Here is a 21774-nt window from a genome sequence, read left to right as displayed (position 1 = left end):
TTATAAAACAACTTATGCTTGTTTAAAGGAGGTTAGAATTCAATATTTTGCAATTATGATTCCAGATTACACGACGTAATTGTCACATTAAGTATTGTTGCTAAATCAATTTCATATGGTTCAACTTCCATGCCATTTTCCTTAAAGACTCGAATAATAGGGCGATCACATAGATGGTTATTCTGCTGCGAAACAATACCATTTCTGCCATCACTTAATTTAACAGTCAGTCCATTCGGATATACAGCTACACTTTTCTTAAATGCTTCAACTATCTCTTTATCAAATAACTTTATTGCACCAGCATATAACACTTCTAAGCCTTCGTGCGGCAGCTTCGCATCCCGATATACTCGATTACTTGTAACAGCATCGAAAACGTCAGCGACACCGATAAGTTTAGCATACTTATGCAATTGGTCTCCCTCAATACCACGCGGATAGCCTGATCCATCCAAACGTTCATGATGTTGGTATGCGCAATGGGCTACTAATAATGGTAGATCAAGTTGCTTTCTTAAAAAATCGTATCCTAGCTGTGTATGGCTTTTAATAATTTCAAATTCATCACTATCAAGCTTGTCAGGTTTCTGCAATATATCCTGATCGATAAATACTTTACCAACATCATGCAGCATTGCACCAGTACCAATTTCGGATAACTCTTTTTTGGACAGACCTAATTCAATCCCTATTGCAATCGAGTAAATAGTTACATTTATGGAATGCTGAAAAATATAATCATCTGTCACAAAGATATCAGCAAGTAATGATACAGTATCTGAATTGTTTTGTATCTCTTCCATAATCTGCTGAACTATATCTGTCAGTTTTTTTCCTTGTTTATTCAATATATGTGAGTTATTCATATATCCATCCTGTCTCATTTTAGAGAAAGTTTCTTTTATAGTATTGGATGCCTCCATCCGTAGTTTTTCTGAAATTGGCGATTCAATATGAATATCATCTGTTAATTCATCTTTTATGTAAACATATGTTATACCTAGGTTAATAAGTCGCCTGATAACTCTCTCTGTTAAACCTAGACCTTTTTGTATTAATACCTGACCATTATCATTATATATGGTTTGTGCAAGAGTGGTGCCAGGTTGAATAGATTTCGTGCTTACAAGTCTCATAATGTGCTCCCTACTTCACCTTGTCCGACATTTTTCGTTATAATTCGACAAACATCCATTAAAATAATATCAAATAATATCTAAAAATGCTATAAAAAGTTTAGAAAACTTGGCATTTGCCAAGCCTTTAGGCGAATGCCTTAGTTGCACTTATGCAGTAAGAAAGGATTTATGCTTTTTTAACTTCATAAATAAAATGCCTTCCGCTTTGGAAGACATGTCGTTATGATATTTTGTCTAGTGCTTCTTTCCCTATCATCCCTGATTCCCATCCGTATACTTTTGAGGCATCGGTAATCTTTTCCAGTGGCGCATTTAATAATTCATCAATGGTTTTGACACCTACTGCACGCCCCGCTATTACTTTTCTATCCGCCAGCACATTGTTTAATAAATCTACATCCAGTGCGCCGCACATGATGTATCCTACCTCATTGGAGATCATTAATAAATTTGTTTTAGGTAATTCTACCGTAATCGCAGTAAAAAACATACCGTTCACTTCCAAAGGATTTACAGTAATCATTTAACGTTTATTCCTCCCTCATAATGTACACAATATCTTATGCACTGGGGAGGTTATTTGTCACACAAAATCATTTCGCAGCGTCTGTGCTAATAAATCACGAAGAAATTCAGGTAAAAAATATTTCTTTGTTTTCGATTTGGCTACTTCTGGCAGCAAACGTCCAAACGTAAACGTATCTGCTGTTGCAACTGTATAGGATTTATTTTGATCTAGGGCCTCACCATTCCAGGTAACCTGTTCAACGTATTCATGTCCATCTTCCCGATAAAATGTATCTACTTTCAAACCAGAATAGATCATTCTTCCAATTACCTCACCCCGGAAACCGAATCCTTTCAATTTAAGCTCCGTTAATTCTTTTGTAAAGGAGGCCCGAACTACCTCAAGCAGTTCATCTCCCTTTAATTCTACAACACACGGATTTATCGGATGTGGGCATATCCGATGAATATCCTTGTAGGTAATGTTACCGGCTGGCAATTGGTCTAGCAGCACACCTGCATTTAGCATCGCAACATCCGCTTTAGTCCATTCACGTAATGTGTCAGTTAGTTTTTGCATCACATGTGTATGTCTGAACCACTTTATTTCAACTGGGTTATCAAGATGAACCACTGTTTCACCAAGGATTTTATCAGCTTTCTCTGTCAGTTCAATTAAGGTCTGTTCCGTGTGTAGATCCTTCGCCATATGTGTTGTATCTTTTGTATATGCTTCCTTGTTTACCAGTTTTTGAAGTGAATGATCCCATGTTAAGATAACTTCACCAACAAATGTACAATGTTTACCAGCAGCAGTTATGATTGTATTGTTAATCATTTCTCCAGTACGCAGTAAATGATGTGTATGACCACCAATAATAATATCAATATCATCGAACCTGCGTGCAATTTCCTGATCTTCCGTAATGCCAAGATGAGATAACAAAATGATGACATCAGTAGATTCTTTTAATTTTGTTATATGCTCTTCCAATGCTTGAAGAGGTATAGATATATGCCAATCAAGCAGCTCATAAAATGCATTAAATGGAGCAGTCAATCCAATAATACCAATCCGAACACCATTAACTGACTTAATTTCTACAGTTGGCTGCAGCCAATTTGGTTCAGTGCCAGTAAGACTTTGCATGTTCGCACAAACTACCTGAAAATTAGCATCATCATATAAATGGTGCAAATCATCATGGGCCAAAGTTATGCCTTCATTATTGCCGATTGTAGCTAGGTCATAACCTACATCGTTCATTAAGCTTACATTTGCCTTCCCCATAAAGGCTTCTGCAATCGGATTTACACGATCTACATGATCTCCTATATCGATTAACCAGCATGAGTTTCCTTCAGCTGTTTTCCGTTCCTTTTCTTCTTTCAGATATCCGGCAACACGGGACCAATTTTCAAAGTAACTATGTAAATCGTTTGTATAATAAAAATAAAGTTTCTCCTGCATGTTATATACTCCTTACATTATTCCATCAATAATAAGCCGAATTCCTATTACAATTAAGATAATCCTTAAAAACCATTCAAGTATATTACCATTAATTTTCTGATTTATTTTAGCACCAATTGTACCGCCTATCCATGCACCGGGAATAAAAAAGAATACATACTCCCAAGCAACATGGCCTAAAGCAATGTGCGTGCTTGCACTAATAATACTAATGAATAATATCATAAACATTGATGTCGCTGTGGCTATATGCACGGGTAATCCAAATAAAAGAATCATCGCCGGGACCATTATTGAGCCACCACCTATACCAAACATGCCTGATAATATACCAACCCCTAAAGAAATTATAAACGCTGGCCAAATAGATACATTGTATTGATATGTATCACCTGATTTAGATTTAGGCTGTTTTCGCTTTATTAGAAATGATAGTGATAAAGTGATCATCAATAATCCGAAATAGAGGGTGAATTTATCCGAATCGACAAACTGATTTAGCCATGACCCAAAAATACCACCAGGAATACTCCCAGTCAAAAGCAGCAATCCTAATCGATAATCAACCCTTCTCTCCTTATAATAGGAGATTGTGGATGAAAACGCAGTAAATACCATGGCAATTAATGATATACCAACAATCATCTGCGGGGTTGCCCACGCAAATGAATCAAAATTCTGATACATGATTAACAGGCTGGGGATTAAAATGATTCCACCGCCCAGTCCAATAAGACTTCCAATAAATGCTGATATAACAGCAATTAAAACACAAATAATATAAACCAAATACTACCCCCTCAATCTTGTTCGCTTCTACCACAATAGTAGCACTGATTAAGGATGAAATACATCATAATGCTGTTGATTTCTGTTGGAATATCTACTTATCATTAATGTCTTCCTTCTACTACTATTATCGAACCTAAAGTGAAATAGGTGTCATATGAAAAGTTTATTTTGATGCCACTTTTTGGCTACGACATACGATTGTAGTTGTAGAAGTGGTATAAGTGGACCTAAGAAAACAAAATACGTTTTCATGACAATGTTATATTAAGGTGCAGTTAATAAAATATATACTTTATATCTGCATAAGTGCAACTAAGGTGTTTAATCTATAAAGATAGTTCTATCTCTTCGGATTAATACTCCCTTTACTCAATATGAAAAATCTATTCCCCGTTATAAAGAATAGCCCATTTCTTGAAGAATCGATATCAATATACTGGCAATTATTCCAACCGAACAGAGTATCTTCGCAAAAAGTAACATTTCTTATACAAGTTCAATTAATTTCTTATTCCTATCACAAGATTTATATAAATTTATTTACACCAGAATATTCTATTCCCATATCTATACTTTAAATTTGAATATCTGTCATCTTTTTCTTTTATAGCTTCAAAAGAAAGTAAAACTACAACGTTAAGGAATTTTTAATATTATAAGCCTAATTTCTCAATTTAACGTTAAAAAAGTAAGCTTTATTCGTTGCACCATTAAGTTTGTTTTGCTGAAGATCTTTATTCACAATCCACGAATTATAAGCTTATGATATCCTCTATCACGGACCACCATTTAAGAAAAAATTTAGATTTTCTTTAGAGAGAGTTTATAATTTTATTTTATGCTAATTTAAGACAAAACATATATTAAAAAGGAGGATGTATTAGATGAAAACAAAAACTTCTGTACTCATCATTGGCGGTGGATTAAGTGGATTGTCAGCTGCATTGTTTTTAGCCTATCGCAATATAGACTGTATTGTTATTGAAAAGCATCAAACGACTACCATTCAATATAAGTTCAGCGGGATTTCTGCACGGTCAATGGAGTTGTACCGTAATGTAGGAATCGAATACGCCATTAGAAAGCAACGTCCAAGAAGAGAATCCAATATTGTAGTCATGGCAAAAAATCTAGCCGATGAGGATCACAAAATCATGGAAATTGAACAGGCCGATACTAGCCAGATTAGTCCAACACGCCATGCAGAATGTGAACAGGACCGATTAGAACCGATTTTAAAGAAAAAAGCAGAAAAACTGGGAGCGGATATCAGATTTAATACAGAGGTTACGGATATTAGACAGGGTATGGGTAAGGTTAAAGTATTGATTAAAAATCAATCTACTGAGCAAACTTCGGAGATCCATGCTTCCTATGTCATTGCAGCAGATGGAACAAATGGCAAAACGAGAGAAAAATTAGGTGTAAGTCGACAAGGACCTGGTATCCTTCAAAATTGGTTAAATGTCATTTTTGACACAGATGCACTACCAGCAATAAATGGTTGCTATTTCACTGCCTCAATTCTTGAGGACATTAATGGTACCTTGGTACCTAGAGAAGGAATAAAACGCTGGTCGATGTCAGTTCAGTATTTTCCTCAAGAGGGAGAAAAACCAAGTGACTATACAGATGAACGATGTAAGGAATTAATTAAAAGAGGATTAGGAAAAGATGATGTAAACTTAAACATTGTAAATATAAAACCTTGGGATGCGGCAGCTTTTATATCCGACAAGTTTGTGTATGAAAGGGTCTTTTTTATTGGTGATACTGCTCATGTCATCCCTCCAACAGGTGGATTTAGTGGAAATACTGGAATTCATGATGCTTATAATCTTGCTTGGAAGCTTGAGTCTGTTATTAAAGGAATAGCAGGAGCAGAATTATTAAACACGTATGGACAAGAACGACAACCAATTGCCTATCAAACCATGCAACAAGCCTTAGCGCGACTTCAAGCCTGGTTTAAAGACCCAAGTAACAAACTGCCCCCTGTAGAGAAAATCATTCCCGACAATAATGTGGTATTTGGATACCGTTATCAAAACGGTTGTCTTATCCATAAAACCGGGCAAACCAATCAGGAAGTATTTGAGGATGTAAATAATCCTACAGTTCGACCTGGAGGGCGTGCACCTCACCTAAATTTAGAGAATAACGGTCAAATTGTTTCAACAATTGACTTATTTTTGGATCAGTGGGTTGTTCTTACTGGGGTAGATGGTGAAAAATGGGAAAATACAATCCAGCAATCCAAATGGGCTAAGCAAGTGAGATGCTATAGAATTGGTCAAAACGGAGAATTGAAGGATTATAGTAATAGTTTTAGAAAGAAATATGACGTTGGTATGGAAGGAGCAGTGCTAATACGTCCCGATGGCTTTATTGCCTGGAGATCAAAGGAGATGACAGAACACCCAAATGAACTTATCCACGAGGTATTTAATCGATTGTTATTTGTACATTAATTCGGTGATTAATGTACAATAAACAATAACAATAATCATTTAAATTAGCTTACTGAGTGACTTTCTCGAAAACAAGTGCCCCTTATAGTATTATCTAAAAATAGGATATAAAGGGAAATGACAAGTAATTCATTTAACTCTGGAGGACTTGCTTTAGATGCTATTTATATATTATTCCTTAAACCTGATCACCATTTTCAATAAACTGAGCTAAAAAGTGTATCTCAAAATTCTGGTTCTGCACGAACGAAAAAAGCCTTGATATGACAAAGTCATATCAAGGCTTTCTACAGTTTAGCCGATTGAACCTTCCATTTCAAATTTGATTAGGCGGTTCATTTCTACGGCATATTCCATTGGAAGTTCTTTTGTAAATGGCTCGATAAAGCCCATTACAATCATCTCGGTAGCTTCTTCTTCACCAAGTCCTCTACTCATAAGGTAGAACAACTGCTCTTCAGAAACTTTGGAAACTTTTGCTTCGTGTTCCAAGGAAATATTGTCATTATTAATTTCGTTATATGGAATTGTATCGGATGTTGATTCGTTATCCATAATTAACGTATCACACTCAATGTTAGAACGTGCACCGGATGCTTTTCGTCCAAAATTAACAATACCCCGATACGATACTTTACCACCTTGTTTTGAAATTGACTTCGAAACGATAGTGGAAGAAGTATTCGGTGCAAGGTGATGCATTTTAGCACCAGCATCCTGGTGCTGGCCACGGCCTGCAATTGCAATTGAAAGTGTATTACCACGTGCACCTTCACCTTTTAAGATGATAGATGGATATTTCATTGTCAACTTAGAACCGATGTTACCATCAATCCATTCCATTGTTGCATTTGCATCAGCAGTGGCACGTTTAGTAACCAAGTTATAAACGTTATTTGCCCAGTTCTGAATTGTTGTATAACGGCAATATGCATCTTTATGAACAAAGATTTCAACGACCGCACTGTGCAGTGAATTCGTTGTATAAACTGGTGCTGTACAACCTTCAACATAGTGTACAGATGAACCTTCATCAGCGATGATAAGTGTACGTTCAAACTGTCCCATATTTTCCGAGTTTATACGGAAATATGCTTGTAGAGGTGTTGTCGTTTGCACACCCTTTGGAACATAGATGAACGATCCGCCAGACCATACTGCTGAATTTAATGCGGAAAATTTGTTATCTGACGCTGGAATAACCTTTCCAAAATATTGTCTGAAAAGATCTTCGTTTTCCTTGAGCGCAGTATCCGTATCCTTAAATATGATACCCATATCAGATAAGTCTTGTTTTAAGCTGTGGTATACTACCTCAGATTCATACTGTGCAGATACACCAGCAAGATATTTTTGTTCAGCTTCAGGAATACCTAATTTATCAAATGTCTGTTTGATTTCATCAGGTACTTCATCCCATGATTTCTCTGTTCTTTCGGATGGCTTAACATAGTAGATAATCTCATCAAAGTTCAATTCAGAAAGATCTCCACCCCATTGTGGCATTGGCATCTTATAGAATTGATTCAATGCTTTCAAACGATAATCCAGCATCCATTGAGGTTCTTCTTTCATTCTTGAGATTTCTTCAACTACCTCTTGCGTAAGTCCTTTTCCAGAGCGGAAAACCGAAACGTCTTTATCATGAAAGCCATATTTATACTCTTCCATTTCTGGCATTTGCTTTGCCATGTAAAAAACCTCCTTCAGGTGTTTTGGGACGTACTAGTACCGATACGGCATTGCGTATAACCGGCAATAACTCCATCATCCGTTAGCTACCTACTATTCTTGAACACCTTTTTCCATTGCTTTCCAAGCAAGAGTTGCACATTTAATTCTTGCTGGAAATTTTGAAACACCTTGCAATGCTTCAATATCACCAAGGTCTGTATCACCTAAATCCATCTCTTCACCAAGCATCATTTGTGAGAAAGCTTTCGACATTTCCAACGCGTCTTCAAGTCTTTTTCCTTTAACTGCTTGGGTCATCATTGATGCAGATGACATACTGATTGAACAACCTTCACCATCAAACTTGGCATCTTGAACAACTCCATTTTCTACTTGCAATTGCAGCTGAATCCGATCACCACATGTTGGGTTATTCATATCAACAGTTAGCGCGTCACCTTCAACTGAACCCCGATTTCTTGGATTCTTATAGTGATCCATGATTACCTGTCTATATAATGTATCAAGGTTGTTAAAAGACATCACCAAAATACTCCTTTGTTTTCAAAAGTCCATCGACTAAGCGATCAATATCTTCTTCTGTATTATACAAATAAAAGCTGGCACGTGCTGTTGCTACTACCTCAAGCCATTTCATCAGTGGCTGTGCACAATGATGTCCTGCACGAACAGCTATTCCTTCTGCATCAAGTACAGTGGCTGTATCGTGTGGGTGTACATCGTCTAAATTAAATGTAACTAATGCTGCACGTTTTTCAGGACCATATATAGTAATACCATCAATAGATCTTAAATTTTTGAGAGCATAATCAGCTAACTTTTGTTCATGTGCTGTTATATTCTCTAATCCAACATCATTCAAAAAGTCAATGGCTGCACCTAATCCGATTGCACCAGCAATGATAGGCGTTCCACCTTCAAACTTCCAAGGCAATTCTTTCCATGTTGAATCGTAGAGATTAACAAAGTCTATCATCTCTCCACCGAATTCGACTGGCTCCATATCTTCAAGAAGTTCTCTCTTACCAAACAATACCCCGATACCAGTTGGCCCACACATTTTATGACCAGAGAACGCATAAAAATCACAATCCAATTCCTTCACGTCAACTTTCATGTGTGGTGCACCCTGCGCACCATCAACTACAGTAACTGCACCATTTTGATGAGCAATTTGTGCAACTTCTTTAACCGGGTTAACAGTTCCAAGTACATTGGATACATGTGTAACAGCAACTACTTTTGTATTACCTGTTATTGTCTCACGTACATCGTCCAATGTAAACGTTCCATTAGGTTGTAATGGTATATATTTTAGTGTTGCACCTGTAGCTTTAGCTGCTTGTTGCCAAGGTATTATATTACTGTGATGTTCCATTGGAGTGATTACAATTTCATCTCCAGCTTTCAAATTGGCACGTGCATAACTGTAGGCAACTGTGTTGATTGATGTAGTTGTACCACGTGTGAAAATAACTTCTGCAGTACTATTTGCATTAATAAAGCGTCGTACCTTTTCACGAGCACCTTCATATTTGTCAGTAGCCCGTGTACCCAGTGTATGAACACCGCGATGCACATTGGAATTATCCTGTCGATAATAGGCATCAACGGCTTCTATCACCTGCAACGGTTTTTGCGATGTTGCAGATGAGTCTAAATATACTAAAGGATGTCCATTAACTTCCTGATCTAAAATAGGAAATTGCTGCCTTATGGCTTTTACATCCATTAGTATACCTTCCTTTCAATTACTTGTGTCAACTGTTCCTTAACTGAAGCAATTGGCAGCCTATTTACTACTGGAGCAAGGAAACCGTGAATGATTAAACGCTCTGCTTCTTTCTGTGTAATTCCACGGCTCATCAAATAGTATAATTGAAGCGGGTCAACACGACCAACAGACGCTGCGTGACCTGCTGTAACATCGTCTTCATCGATTAGAAGAATTGGGTTAGCATCACCACGTGCTTTTTCACTTAGCATCAAGACGCGTGATTCCTGTTCAGCATTTGATTTTGAAGCACCATGTTCAATTTTTCCAATACCATTAAATATAGATGTTGCACTGTCCTTCATAACACCATGTTGTAAAATATGTCCCTCAGATTCTTTACCAAAGTGAACAATGTTTGCTGTGAAGTTCTGTATTTGCTTTCCGCGACCAACTGAAACAGTTTTCGCATTTGATTCAGAATTGTCACCAACTAAATGTGTAACGTTTTCCGAAACAGTATTCCCATCATTCATTTGACCTAAAGCCCAGTCAATTTTTGCATCACGATATGCGACACCACGACGGTTAATATAAGAAGTTGTTCCAGCAGCAAAATTGTCAACCGCTCCAAACGAAACCTGCGCATTGTTATGCGCAATAACTTCCGTAACGATGTTTGCCACAGTTTCTTCTTCTTTATTTTGTGATACATAATTCTCAACATATGTTAAAGAACTATTATCATCAGCAACTACCAATACATGATTAAACATTGCCGCTTCAGGATCTTCCTGCCAAAAAATCACTTGCAATGGTTCTTCCAGCTGTACATTTTTAGGTACATATACGAATACGCCACCGTTCATCAATGCTGTATGAAGTGCGGTCAAACGATGTTCATCAACAGAAACAGCGTCCTTCATATAATAACGTTTAACCAAATCTTCATGCTCACGAAGTGCCGTAAAGATATCAGTAAATATAACGCCTTTACTTTTCAGTTCTTCATTTAACGAAGCATATGCAACCGTATGATTGCGCTGTATTACAAGGTTTTCCTGTTTATTTTCTTTATCAAGAAAATCCTGGATATCTGCTGGTAAATTATCTAATGACGAAATCTCCTCACCTTTAGCTGCATCATGTTTGAATTTACTGAAATTCCATCTGCCTATTTTCGTTTTATCAGGCTTAGGCATTTCCAGTGTATCAGCTTGTTCTAAAGCTTGAAGGCGTAATGATTTCATCCATTCCGGTTCATTATTATCTTGTGAAAACTGGCTGATATAATCTTTATCGTATGGTAGCTTTGTCTCAACAGTCATATTACCCCTCCTAACTTTTACGCTTTTTGCTCAAGAGATTCGTCTTCGATGCCTAGTTCTTCTTTGATCCAGTCATAACCTTCAGCTTCAAGACGTTTTGCTAGTTCAGGTCCACCTGATTTAACAACACGGCCTTGCATCATAACATGAACTTTATCTGGTGTGATGTAATTAAGTAAACGCTGATAGTGTGTAATAATTAAGCAACCAAAATTATCGTCTCGTAGTTTATTAATTCCTTTGGACACTACTTTTAATGCATCAATATCCAAACCTGAATCAATTTCATCTAAAATTGCAATTTCTGGTTTAATAAGCATTAATTGAAGAATTTCATTACGCTTTTTCTCACCGCCTGAGAAGCCTTCATTTAAATAACGCTGTGCCATGTTTTTGTCGATTTCAAGAAAGTCTAATGCATTATCCATTTCTTTAATAAACTTCATTAAAGAAATCTCATCGCCTTCTTCACGGCGAGCATTTATAGATGAACGAAGAAAATCAGATGTTGTTACACCACTAATTTCACTAGGATATTGCATTCCAAGGAAAAGACCTGCACGTGCGCGCTCATCTACTTCCATTTCCAATACGTCCTCACCGTCTAAGTATACATTTCCTTCAGTGATTTCGAATTTTGGATGACCCATGATAGCTGATGCAAGTGTTGATTTACCAGTACCATTTGGCCCCATTACTGCATGGAACTCGCCACCCTTTATCGTAAGGTTTACACCTTTTAATATTTGGTTACCTTCAATTGAAACATGAAGATTTTTAATTTCTAGTGTTGATCCTGCCATGTCGATACCTCCAATTACTATTTTGTGCTTATTTCTTTCAAATGGATATTACATCCATTCTCAATTTATTCTCATTATAATCTTAAAGCATTTCGAATTTATTATCAACTCATTCATACTAATAAAAACGTGTATTTCTAGCTGATTAAATATGTTTGGTTTTGAGAAAAATTGTGAATTTCTTCACTCTATTATATGCAATAACTGAGAATGTACTTTCTAATTTAATTTCTAATTATTATTTTTTTAAGAAAAAATGCTGGTACCCCACACTAGGATACCAGCACAATTAATATTATTAATTATGAATGTGACTATCAATTTCAGCTACCATATGTTTACATTGTTCATACTCTTGTTGTCGTCTTTTTTCAACAGCAATGCGATTTTCTAAATTTCTTTCATACTCCGCATAACACATCTTATGGGTTTGCTGCATTCCCTTTTCCATCTCTGGAGTATAACTCATCTTAATCCCACTATAAATAGTGAATCATCCTTTCGATTTGATTACAATATTAAGACTATCATAGGGACGATACCCAACACAAAGTGCATTTAAACGTTTAAAATCGTAATGAATAATATATGGAAGTGTTAAAAATGGATAGCAACTTTTACTTTAAACATAGAGCAAATTACTGCTGTTTACTATGAATTACTCAAAATTCGCTACAAAATTACTTAGCTTCTCCATCTACTGGAACTACTGCACCATCAAACTTTTCTAGAATAAAGTTCTGGATTTTCTCAGAGTGTAGTACATCAACTAATGTGTTTAATGATTCACTACCTTTATTTCCTGTTTTAACTGCAACAACATTTACATATGGCGATTCTTCACCTTCTAAAATCAAGGCGTCTTCCAATGGATTCAAGTCTGCTCCAATTGCATAATTGGTATTAATCGCCACTAAAGTGTTTTCTTCTGACTCATATAGTTCTGGTAAGAATGCTGCATCATAATCATAGGAGAATTTTAAATCTTTTGGGTTCTCTACAATATCTTCCGTAGTAGCCTCTACTTTGTCTACTTTTTCAGAAAGCTTAATAAGCCCTTCCTTTTCTAACAAGGATAGTACTCGTCCATGATCAGCGACAGATCGGCTCATAAGTACTTCAGTTCCTTTGGCAACTTCGTCAACACTGTTAATTGTTTTCGAATATATTCCAATTGGCTCAATGTGAATTCCACCAATATGTGTAAAATCATATCCAATATCTGCAATTTGCTTATTTAAATAAGGAATATGTTGGAAATAATTTGCGTCAAGTTCACCACTTGAAAGGTCTTCATTTGGTAAAACATAGTCAGTATACTCTTCAATCTTTAATGTTATTCCTTTTTCCTTAAGAATAGGCTTAGCTTTCTCTAATATTTGTGCGTGCGGAGTACTGGATGCCCCAACCTTAATAACATTATCATCTGAACTGGACTCATCACCGCCACAAGCTGCTAACGTTACTACAAAAAATATAGTTACAAATACCAAGATCTTTTTCATTTTATCTCTCTCCTTTATCTTTTATCTAATTTGTTAGTAATAAAATCCCCAATGAATTGAAAAATAAATACAATGATTACGATTAATACGGTACAAACAAACACGACATCAAACATACGTCGCTGGAATCCAAAAAAATATGCATAATTTCCTAAACCACCAGCCCCTATAACACCAGCCATTGCAGTATAGCCAATCAAGGCAATTGCAGTGACAGTAAGTCCTGATACAAGTGCTGGCATTGATTCTGGAAGTAATACACGAAAAATAATTGTGCGAGTCTTTGCACCCATAGATTTCGCTGCTTCAATCACTCCCTTATCAACTTCCTTCAATGCAATCTCTACAAGTCGACCATAAAATGGAGCCGCACCAATGATTAAAGCTGGTAATGCTGCATTTGGTCCCCGAATGGTTCCAATCAGAAAGTCAGTAAATGGGAACAAAAGTAATATTAAAATTATAAATGGAATCGCTCTAAATACGTTTACGATTGATGCCACGATTAAATTAAGAAGTTTATTCTGCCAAATACCCCCTTTCATCGTCAGATAAAGTAGTAACCCTAATAGTATTCCGAAAATAAATGTTCCAAATAATGAAAGGATGGTCATGTAAAAGGTTTCGTACGTGGCAACCCATAAATCTTCCATATTCAAATTTGGGAAAAGATTAGTTAGCATCGCGAACCACCTCCACTTCAACTGAGGTCTCATTTGTTATAAAGTCTATAGCTTTATTGATTTCACTCAACTCACCATCAGCCTGAACAAATAGTGTTCCATACGCACCACGCTGCGTTTGGGTGATCTTACCTTGCAGAATGTTAATATCAATTGCAAATCTCTTAGCAACTTGACTAATTAATGCCTGGTTTGTTGTCTCACCAATGAAATGAAGCCGAATAAGCTTACCACTATCATAAGTATCAATTAAATGGGCAACTCCATCATCTTCATCATTGGTTCCCATAACCTGCTCAACGAATTTCTTTGTAACAGGCTTCTCAGGTCGTAAAAAAACATCCAGAACATCGCCTTGTTCAACGATTCTTCCTTCTTCCATTACTGCTACCTGATTACATATTTTGCGAATCACATGCATTTCATGAGTAATTAGAATAACTGTTAAACCAAGCTTTTTATTGATATCAACTAACAAATCTAATATCGAGTTGGTCGTTTCCGGATCAAGTGCTGAAGTTGCTTCATCACACAGCAATACTTTTGGATTATTTGCAAGTGACCTCGCTATCCCAACACGCTGCTTCTGCCCACCACTTAACTGAGAGGGATAAGCACTTTCTCTTCCTGCAAGTCCAACTAATTCGATTAATTCTTGAACACGTTCTTCACGTTCAATTTTTGATACGCCTGCAATCTCCAATGGAAATGCAATGTTATCTTTTACGGTCCGTGACCACAATAAATTAAAATGTTGAAAAATCATGCCTATTTCCTGACGTGCCACTCGAAGTTGTTTTGAATTTAATGCAGTAATTTCCTGCTGATCAATGACGATTTTCCCACCAGTAGGTTCTTCCAGCCGATTGAGCAATCGTACAAATGTACTTTTACCCGCACCACTGTAGCCAATGACACCAAAAATCTCACCTTCATTTATATCAAGGGTTAAATCATCCACTGCTGTAATGTTGCTTTTATTTGATTTAAAAATTTTATTTAAACCCTCTATTGAAATCACAAGTATTCCTCCTTTGCCATCCACTATTATGTCCTACTTAATAAGAAAAACGCCTTTCTGTAAGAGAACAGAAAGACGTAATATATGTAGTCTTTACGTTCCCTTATCTGTCAAAGCAGCTGCTTTGCAGGAGTTGGCACCTTTCAAATAAAAAAACATTTGAGGTTGCCGCGGTTTCATAGGGCCAGCCCCTCCACCGCTCAAGATAAGAGATATAAACTATTTAATTAAAATTCGATAATCCAGATAATAGCACGCATATTATCATGTGTCAATAAAATTATTTATCTGAAAATAAAGCTGGTTCGTAGTCCATTAAGTAGCTATATATATTGGCAATTGATTTAAATGCGTAAATTTTTTCCTTGATCTCGTTACCATCCTTAATTAAAAGACATGGTACACTTTCAATTTGATTATCCTGCATAAACTCCGGGTGCAGCGAGGCATTCATGTCATAAAAAATATCCTGTTTATGAACCGATTCAATCTTATCAAGCATTGATTTTGCCAACGCGCATGTACCACAAAATGGTGTATAAATATATAATAAATAATGATCTTGTTCTAATTGTTCCTCATTAATCTGTTGCAATACTACCACCCTAAATCAAGAATATGGGATTAACCTCGATTCGTTTGCCTACCAATGCCGTTGCAAGAATATTTTCAGGGGTTGTTGCTACTTCACGAAACTCACTGCTCACATAAATGTGTTCAGCATGCGGAAGCTCACGCGTTAACTGTTTGCGCAGTTTTATCCCTGAACTATCCTCATCAACTAAAATAAAAACATCCCTATTATCCAAATCATACGTTTCCAAAAGCTCGTCAAATCGTTCAACACCGAGTGTCCCATTCGTGCAAATTACTTCAACATCATCTGTTATCACCCGTTTGACCTGCTTTTTATCAGTTAGTCCCTCAACAATGATAACTTTTTCTACGTCATTTGTCATCATTACATGCACTCCTTACATTAAATTAACTGAATGCATTAATCATATATTTTACTACTTTTTTCAACCCACATCCAATAATTAATATTATTGCATTACGAATTATTCATATTAGATAGTTTATGCTTAAACCGAATTATTAAGTATGAATATAGATTTTTTAAAAGATATAAAGTGCGACACAACACCAAGAGCCTACTACGCAAAGGACGTGCGAGTGCAGACGTTCATCCATCTTTCCAGGATATTGTGAACATATCTAGTGCAGGTAAATACTAGGAAGTGTTGCATTAACTTACCTGTTAAGACTCATTGATCGGAAAAACAACTATTTCTGAAAACAGCCAAAAAAAAGTAACGGGTTCACTTGTGAGGTGCAAAACAGTAAATCTCAAGTGAAATCTCAGCTATAATCTCATAGTTTTCACTAGACAGACTGGTGTCCACGGATTTGGCGGATCCTCATTCCGTTATTTCCTTAAAAACGCCTATTTTGGTCGTGTTATGTAATCCTCATTCCGCTATTTACCCTTTTCAGCCATATTTTTCAAAGTTATTAGGTAAATAACGGAACCAGAAACCGATTCAACCTTCTAAGACGGCTTTTTCACCCATTTAGCGGAACCACGATTCACTTTACCGGTTTGTGTGATTCACATTCCGCTTAATTCACACCATAAATCACATTAAAATCACGTACACTACAATTTCGTTGTGAATTACATTATAGCAATAAAAAAGACCGACTTCACAAGATCGATCGCAGTGTGCAGTCAGCCTTATTAATAGGATTAATCTTCCTCGATTATTTCCTGATATTGCTCAGCAGATAGTAAATTATTTAGTTCTGAATCGTCAGATGGCTCCAAAACAACCATCCATGCTTTTTCATATGGTGATTCATTAACAAATTCAGGGCTATCCTCTAATTCTTCATTGATTTCTACAACTTTTCCGCTGATTGGGGCGTACAACTCGGAAACCGTTTTAACAGATTCAACGCTGCCGAATGGCTCATCTACTTCAACCTCTTCACCTACTTCGGGAAGTTCAACAAATACAATATCCCCTAATTCGGATTGTGCAAATTCTGTAATCCCAATACGTACATTACCATCTTCTTCTTTTACCCATTCGTGTTCTTCTGAATATAATAAGTCTTTTGGTAAGCTCATCTAAATCCCTCCGTTAATTAATTGCAATATTACTATACTAGGTATATGGACTTTTTTCTAGCATTTTTACTTTTATTAAAGCCAACTTTCAGTGAAGGTTTCTTCCTTGAATCCAACAATCACTTTTTTTCCGTCGGTTGTAATTGGTCGCTTAATTAGCATACCATCAGATGCCAGAATATCAGCCATTTCTTCAGTAGTCGCATCTTTAATTTTATCCTTAATATTTAATTCACGATATTTCTTGCCGCTCGTATTAAAAAACTTTTTGGGTGGTAATCCACTCTTTGCAATTAGGCTCTGAAGCTGATCACTTGATGGTGGCTCGTCCACAATATGTATGCTAGTATAGTCGATTTCATGCTCGTCTAACCATTTCTTCGCCTTTTTACAAGTTCCGCAATTTGGATACCAATAAAACGTTAATCCCACTTCATCCCTCCTAACAATTTCAGATGTTAATTTTATTATAGCAAATATAATGAAGGTCGGTCGATGAAATTGTGAAATTTCAAAGACTTCCTACAAAAGATTTATATGATTGGCTAATGTGCTATAATACTGGCAGATTAGTTAATAAGGGGAATAATCGATGCATTATATAAACGCTTTACCGGTATACTCTATCCTCCTATCCCTTGTCATTTTCATTTCTATAAGATTCATAATTTTAAGGAAAACCGATCGAAAAATTGTCCTATACCAAGAATTCATTTACAGTTTGTGGATTATTTATATGGAAAGTTTACTTTATCTGACAGTGTTTCCTTCTACAGATGCTACTCGAAGTGATTGGGTTGGCATAAATCTGATACCATTTAACACGATTGAAAATTATTTATTTTTATTCTTCCAAGGCGAGATATCCGTTGCTTCTGTTAATCTATTAGGAAATACTGTTGTATTTGTTCCAATGGGAATATTGCTTGTATTAGTAAACAGCAAAATTAGTTTTAAAAAGATGTTTCTAATAGGTATTGGAACATCTTTAACTATTGAAGTAACACAACTTGTTCTTTCTTTACTCAATGTCCTTTCAAGAAGTTTCGACGTTGATGATCTTATATTAAACACAACCGGCGTTATTATAGGATTTGCACTTATGAAAATTGGATTATTTTTTATTAGGTTGAAAAAGTAAGGCTCTTTTAATAACTTTTTACTTATTCTAACAGTTAATTATTTCTACGACAGAAACTAGAGTAACCTATGTAGTACTAAGTGTGGCTCTCTGACTACGCAGCTGGAATCGTTAAAATCTTGTTTTAATCCATCTTTCCAGGATATTGTGACCATACCCAGCAGAGGAAATACACGGTGACTCCTTCGGGAACAACAATCTCTTAAGAAACTGCCAAATGTAAAACCACCCTCACAATAAATGTAGAGGGTGGTTAATTATTTTTAGACTAGATATTTTTCTTCTTCAATTATCTTAGCAGCAATTTCACGTTTTTTCCCAATCACATCTGTTGGCGTGTGACGAGTCAGCTTACGTAATGATGAAAGCATCATACGGAGAGTATCGCCTGATTCAACAGCAATTAGAGTTTCTTTTGCATCTGCCTCAATGCGATTAAATGCTTCCTGCACATATACTTGTGTGTAAAGAAGTTTTTGTTTATTCTTTTCTTCTCCAGACTTAGTAATAGCTTTTTCTGTACGAAGAATTGCTGATTCCATGTTATATACTTCAGCTGTCATATCGGCAAGATTTACAAGAATCTCCTGTTCATTTTCAAGCTTTTTCCCATATTTCTGAGCTGCCAGCCCAGCACCAAGCAATACCATTTTCTTCGCATTTTTCAATAGATATTTTTCCTGTTCTAACGTTTTATCGCCAACTTCTTCAGGCATCATCATCATTAGTTCTTCCTGAAGACTCTGCGCTTGTTGAAGTAATGGCAATTCACCTTTCATTGCTTTTTTCAGCAATGTTCCAGGAACGATTAACCGGTTAATTTCATTTGTTCCTTCAAAAATACGGTTAATTCTTGAGTCACGGTATGCACGCGCAACTTCATATTCTTCCATAAAGCCATACCCACCGTGTAGTTGAACAGCTTCATCTGTTACATAATCAAGACATTCGGTTGCAGTGTATTTATTCATGGAGCACTCGATTTGATATTCTGCAATTGCCTTAGCAACTTCACGGCCATCTTTTAATTCCTCATCCGACAAAGCACCCATACGTTGTTCAAATAATCCTACTGTACGATATACAGCACTTTCGTTCGCATAGGTTCTTGTTGCCATTGTTGCTAATTTTTCCTGTGTTAGGCTGAAACTTGAAATTGGCGTATTAAACTGCTTACGTTCATTCACATATTTTGTTGCAACCTCAAGTGCACGTTTTGATCCACCTACACCACCAATTGCAAGCTTATAGCGGCCAACGTTCAGGATGTTAAATGCAATAACATGACCACGGCCTTTTTCCCCTAATAGGTTTTCAACTGGTACTTCTGCATCTTCCAGAATCAATGTACGAGTTGACGAGCTCTTAATACCCATTTTCTTTTCTTCTGGTCCAGTTGATACTCCAGGGAATTCACGTTCAACAATAAATGCTGAGAAATGTTCGCCATCAATTTTTGCATAAACAATGAAAACATCCGCAAATGCTGAGTTAGTGATCCACTGTTTCTCACCATTTAAAATATAGTGTGTACCTGCGTCATTTAATTTTGCAGTTGTTTTTGCTCCCATTGCATCTGAACCAGAGCTTGGTTCGGTTAATGCATAAGCAGCCAATAATTCACCTGTGGCAAGTTTTGGCAAGTATTTTTCTTTTTGCTCATCATTACCGAAGAATACAATTGGCAATGAACCGATACCAACATGAGCTCCGTGTGTTACCGAGAATCCACCAGCACGTGAGAACTTCTCGGTAATTAGTGATGAACTGATTTTGTCTAGTGCAAGACCTCCATATTCTTCTGGAACATCAGAACCAAGCAATCCTAGTTCCCCAGCCTTTTTCAATAAATCTACTGAATGTTCAAATTCATGGTTTTCCAGATTATCAATTTTCGGTACGACTTCGCCTAATACGAAGTCTTCTGTTGTCTTTGCAATCATTTTATGTTCTTCAGTAAAATCCTCTGGTGTGATGACATCTTCACCTGTTAAATCTTCTGTTAAAAATGCTCCACCCTTAAAAATTTTCTCTTTTGTTTCACTCATTAGAATCGTTCCTTTCCATTATTGGATGGCGCCATAATTTGTGCGCCCTTATTGCTTACTTCTGATAGATAAAATTATGAAGTCCGGCGAATCTGCAGCGAACTACGGCATTGCTAGCAATTTTATAGTAGTTCAAATACTCCAGCAGCGCCCATTCCACCACCGATACACATTGTTACGACACCATATTGTACGTTGCGGCGTTTCATTTCATGAATAAGACTTAACGTCAATTTTGTACCTGTCATGCCAAGCGGATGGCCCAGCGCAATTGCTCCACCGTTTACATTTACAATGTTCGGGTCTAGATCAAGTGCCTGGATTACTCGAACAGATTGTGATGCGAATGCTTCATTTAACTCGAATAATCCGATATCAGATAGCTCAAGACCAGCTATTTTCAAAGCTTTTGGTACTGCTTCAACAGGACCAACACCCATAATTTCCGGTTCTACTCCTGCTACTGCGAACGAACGGAACTTAGCAAGCGGCTTTAACCCTTCTGAATTTGCTTTATCACGGTCCATCAGAAGTACGGAACCAGCCCCATCACTCATTTGCGAAGAGTTACCTGCTGTAACAGAACCTGTTACGTTAAACGCTGGGCGAAGTTTTCCCAATACTTCCTTAGTTGTTCCAGGACGGACCCCTTCGTCCATTTCAAACATGAATTTCTTTTCTTCAATTTTATTCTTTTCGCCAACAACTCGATTTGTCACTTCTACCGGGACAATTTCATCCTTAAATTTACCTTCTTGTATTGCCTTGCCAGCACGTTCATGACTTTGTACAGCAAAAGCATCCTGGTCTTCACGGGAAATACCAAAGCGATTTGCTACTTCTTCTGCCGTGTGACCCATTCCCATATAATATCCTGGTGCATCCTGGACAAGCTTTGTGTTTGGCTTAATAACATGACCACCCATTGGGATCAGGCTCATTGATTCTGCACCACCAGCAATGATCGAGTCACTTGCACCAACCATAATACGTTCTGCTGCATATGCAATACTTTGTAAACCTGATGAACAATAGCGGTTGATTGTAATTCCTGGCACATCATTTCTTAGTCCTGCCAGACCAGCGATGTTACGAGCCATATTCATACCCTGTTCTGCTTCTGGCATCGCACATCCAATAATCACATCATCAATATTTCCGTCGTAATTCCCTGCACGCTTCAATGTTTCTTTTATTGTTAATGCTGCTAAATCATCTGGTCTTGAATTTGCCAGGGATCCTTTATTTGCTCTTCCTACAGGGGTTCTTGCACCTGCAACAATTACTGCTTCCTTCACATTTCTTCCCCCTCTTCT

The 21774-nt window shown here is 36.8% G+C and carries 21 protein-coding genes, 1 pseudogene and 1 riboswitch; of the genes and pseudogenes, 2 read left to right on the top strand and 20 right to left on the bottom strand.

The window, feature by feature from the left end; genetic code table 11:
- Positions 1-53 precede the first annotated feature (53 nt).
- The 5 genes and pseudogenes from BLS02_RS06355 to BLS02_RS19490 all read right to left on the bottom strand — a co-directional run.
- Positions 54-1139, bottom strand: a complete 1086-nt coding sequence (locus tag BLS02_RS06355; protein ID WP_092492102.1) for an HD-GYP domain-containing protein — start codon at positions 1137-1139, stop codon at positions 54-56.
- A gap of 223 nt (positions 1140-1362) precedes the next feature.
- Positions 1363-1665: a YunC family protein gene (locus tag BLS02_RS06350; protein ID WP_092492101.1), complete on the bottom strand. Its 303-nt coding sequence runs from the start codon at positions 1663-1665 to the stop codon at positions 1363-1365.
- Positions 1666-1725: 60 nt separating this feature from the next.
- Positions 1726-3120 (bottom strand): bifunctional metallophosphatase/5'-nucleotidase, encoded by a 1395-nt coding sequence (locus BLS02_RS06345; protein ID WP_092492100.1) that lies wholly within the window; start codon positions 3118-3120, stop codon positions 1726-1728.
- A 12-nt stretch (positions 3121-3132) separates the two neighbouring features.
- Positions 3133-3912 carry a sulfite exporter TauE/SafE family protein gene (locus BLS02_RS06340; RefSeq protein ID WP_092492099.1) on the bottom strand — a complete coding sequence of 260 codons (780 nt, stop codon included), beginning with the start codon at positions 3910-3912 and terminating at the stop codon, positions 3133-3135.
- A 498-nt stretch (positions 3913-4410) separates the two neighbouring features.
- Positions 4411-4508 (bottom strand): annotated as a pseudogene (locus BLS02_RS19490) (IS200/IS605 family transposase); the annotation flags it as partial.
- 291 nt (positions 4509-4799) lie between these two features.
- On the opposite strand from BLS02_RS19490, the gene BLS02_RS06335 reads away from it, so the two are divergent.
- Positions 4800-6386 (top strand): FAD-dependent monooxygenase, encoded by a 1587-nt coding sequence (locus tag BLS02_RS06335; protein WP_092492098.1) that lies wholly within the window; start codon positions 4800-4802, stop codon positions 6384-6386.
- Between the two features lie 294 nt (positions 6387-6680).
- On the opposite strand, the gene sufB is transcribed toward BLS02_RS06335, so the two are convergent.
- The 13 genes from sufB to BLS02_RS06275 all read right to left on the bottom strand — a co-directional run bounded on the left by sufB (position 6681) and on the right by BLS02_RS06275 (position 17701).
- A complete protein-coding gene (sufB, locus tag BLS02_RS06330; protein ID WP_092492097.1) occupies positions 6681-8078 on the bottom strand; it encodes a Fe-S cluster assembly protein SufB in 1398 nt (465 codons plus the stop codon).
- 93 nt (positions 8079-8171) lie between these two features.
- Complete coding sequence (gene sufU, locus BLS02_RS06325; RefSeq protein ID WP_092492096.1) at positions 8172-8603, bottom strand: Fe-S cluster assembly sulfur transfer protein SufU; 432 nt, start codon at positions 8601-8603, stop codon at positions 8172-8174.
- Entirely contained in the window at positions 8593-9813 is a 1221-nt protein-coding gene (locus BLS02_RS06320; RefSeq protein ID WP_092492095.1) for a cysteine desulfurase, read from the bottom strand. The genes sufU and BLS02_RS06320 overlap by 11 nt, the downstream gene beginning before the upstream one ends.
- Positions 9813-11123, bottom strand: a complete 1311-nt coding sequence (gene sufD / locus BLS02_RS06315) for a Fe-S cluster assembly protein SufD (protein ID WP_092492094.1) — start codon at positions 11121-11123, stop codon at positions 9813-9815. The genes BLS02_RS06320 and sufD overlap by 1 nt, the downstream gene beginning before the upstream one ends.
- A 17-nt stretch (positions 11124-11140) precedes the next feature.
- On the bottom strand, positions 11141-11926 hold the full coding sequence (gene sufC, locus BLS02_RS06310; protein WP_092492093.1) for a Fe-S cluster assembly ATPase SufC: 786 nt from the start codon (positions 11924-11926) through the stop codon (positions 11141-11143).
- Between the two features lie 298 nt (positions 11927-12224).
- Positions 12225-12395 (bottom strand): YuzK family famiily protein, encoded by a 171-nt coding sequence (locus BLS02_RS18925; protein ID WP_175559448.1) that lies wholly within the window; start codon positions 12393-12395, stop codon positions 12225-12227.
- A 211-nt stretch (positions 12396-12606) separates the two neighbouring features.
- Positions 12607-13431, bottom strand: a complete 825-nt coding sequence (locus BLS02_RS06305) for a MetQ/NlpA family ABC transporter substrate-binding protein (protein WP_092492092.1) — start codon at positions 13429-13431, stop codon at positions 12607-12609.
- Positions 13432-13445: 14 nt separating this feature from the next.
- Positions 13446-14114, bottom strand: coding sequence for a methionine ABC transporter permease (locus tag BLS02_RS06300; RefSeq protein WP_092492091.1), 669 nt, complete (start codon positions 14112-14114; stop codon positions 13446-13448).
- Positions 14104-15135, bottom strand: coding sequence for a methionine ABC transporter ATP-binding protein (locus tag BLS02_RS06295; RefSeq protein ID WP_092492090.1), 1032 nt, complete (start codon positions 15133-15135; stop codon positions 14104-14106). Before BLS02_RS06295 ends, BLS02_RS06300 begins: the two co-directional genes overlap by 11 nt.
- A 100-nt stretch (positions 15136-15235) precedes the next feature.
- A riboswitch (SAM riboswitch) is annotated at positions 15236-15347 on the bottom strand.
- 68 nt (positions 15348-15415) lie between these two features.
- Complete coding sequence (locus BLS02_RS06290) at positions 15416-15730, bottom strand: thioredoxin family protein (protein ID WP_092492089.1); 315 nt, start codon at positions 15728-15730, stop codon at positions 15416-15418.
- Positions 15731-15740: 10 nt separating this feature from the next.
- Positions 15741-16094, bottom strand: a complete 354-nt coding sequence (locus BLS02_RS06285) for a toprim domain-containing protein (protein WP_092492249.1) — start codon at positions 16092-16094, stop codon at positions 15741-15743.
- A 791-nt stretch (positions 16095-16885) separates the two neighbouring features.
- Positions 16886-17269, bottom strand: a complete 384-nt coding sequence (gcvH, locus tag BLS02_RS06280) for a glycine cleavage system protein GcvH (protein ID WP_092492088.1) — start codon at positions 17267-17269, stop codon at positions 16886-16888.
- A 75-nt stretch (positions 17270-17344) separates the two neighbouring features.
- Positions 17345-17701: an arsenate reductase family protein gene (locus BLS02_RS06275; RefSeq protein WP_092492087.1), complete on the bottom strand. Its 357-nt coding sequence runs from the start codon at positions 17699-17701 to the stop codon at positions 17345-17347.
- Positions 17702-18005: 304 nt separating this feature from the next.
- Between BLS02_RS06275 and BLS02_RS06270 the strand changes: the two genes are divergently transcribed.
- On the top strand, positions 18006-18410 hold the full coding sequence (locus tag BLS02_RS06270) for a VanZ family protein (protein WP_175559447.1): 405 nt from the start codon (positions 18006-18008) through the stop codon (positions 18408-18410).
- A 263-nt stretch (positions 18411-18673) separates the two neighbouring features.
- Here the strand turns inward: BLS02_RS06270 and BLS02_RS06265 are convergent, their stop codons facing one another.
- A complete protein-coding gene (locus BLS02_RS06265; RefSeq protein WP_092492085.1) occupies positions 18674-20458 on the bottom strand; it encodes an acyl-CoA dehydrogenase family protein in 1785 nt (594 codons plus the stop codon).
- Positions 20459-20580: 122 nt separating this feature from the next.
- Positions 20581-21756, bottom strand: coding sequence for an acetyl-CoA C-acetyltransferase (locus tag BLS02_RS06260; RefSeq protein ID WP_092492084.1), 1176 nt, complete (start codon positions 21754-21756; stop codon positions 20581-20583).
- Between the last annotated feature and the right edge of the window lie 18 nt (positions 21757-21774).

The organism is Virgibacillus salinus (assembly GCF_900102415.1).
In the GTDB taxonomy this organism is placed as follows: domain Bacteria; phylum Bacillota; class Bacilli; order Bacillales; family Amphibacillaceae; genus Lentibacillus; species Lentibacillus subterraneus.
Note: the sequence above shows the minus strand (reverse complement) of the source record. Positions and strands in the feature narration are given on the sequence as shown.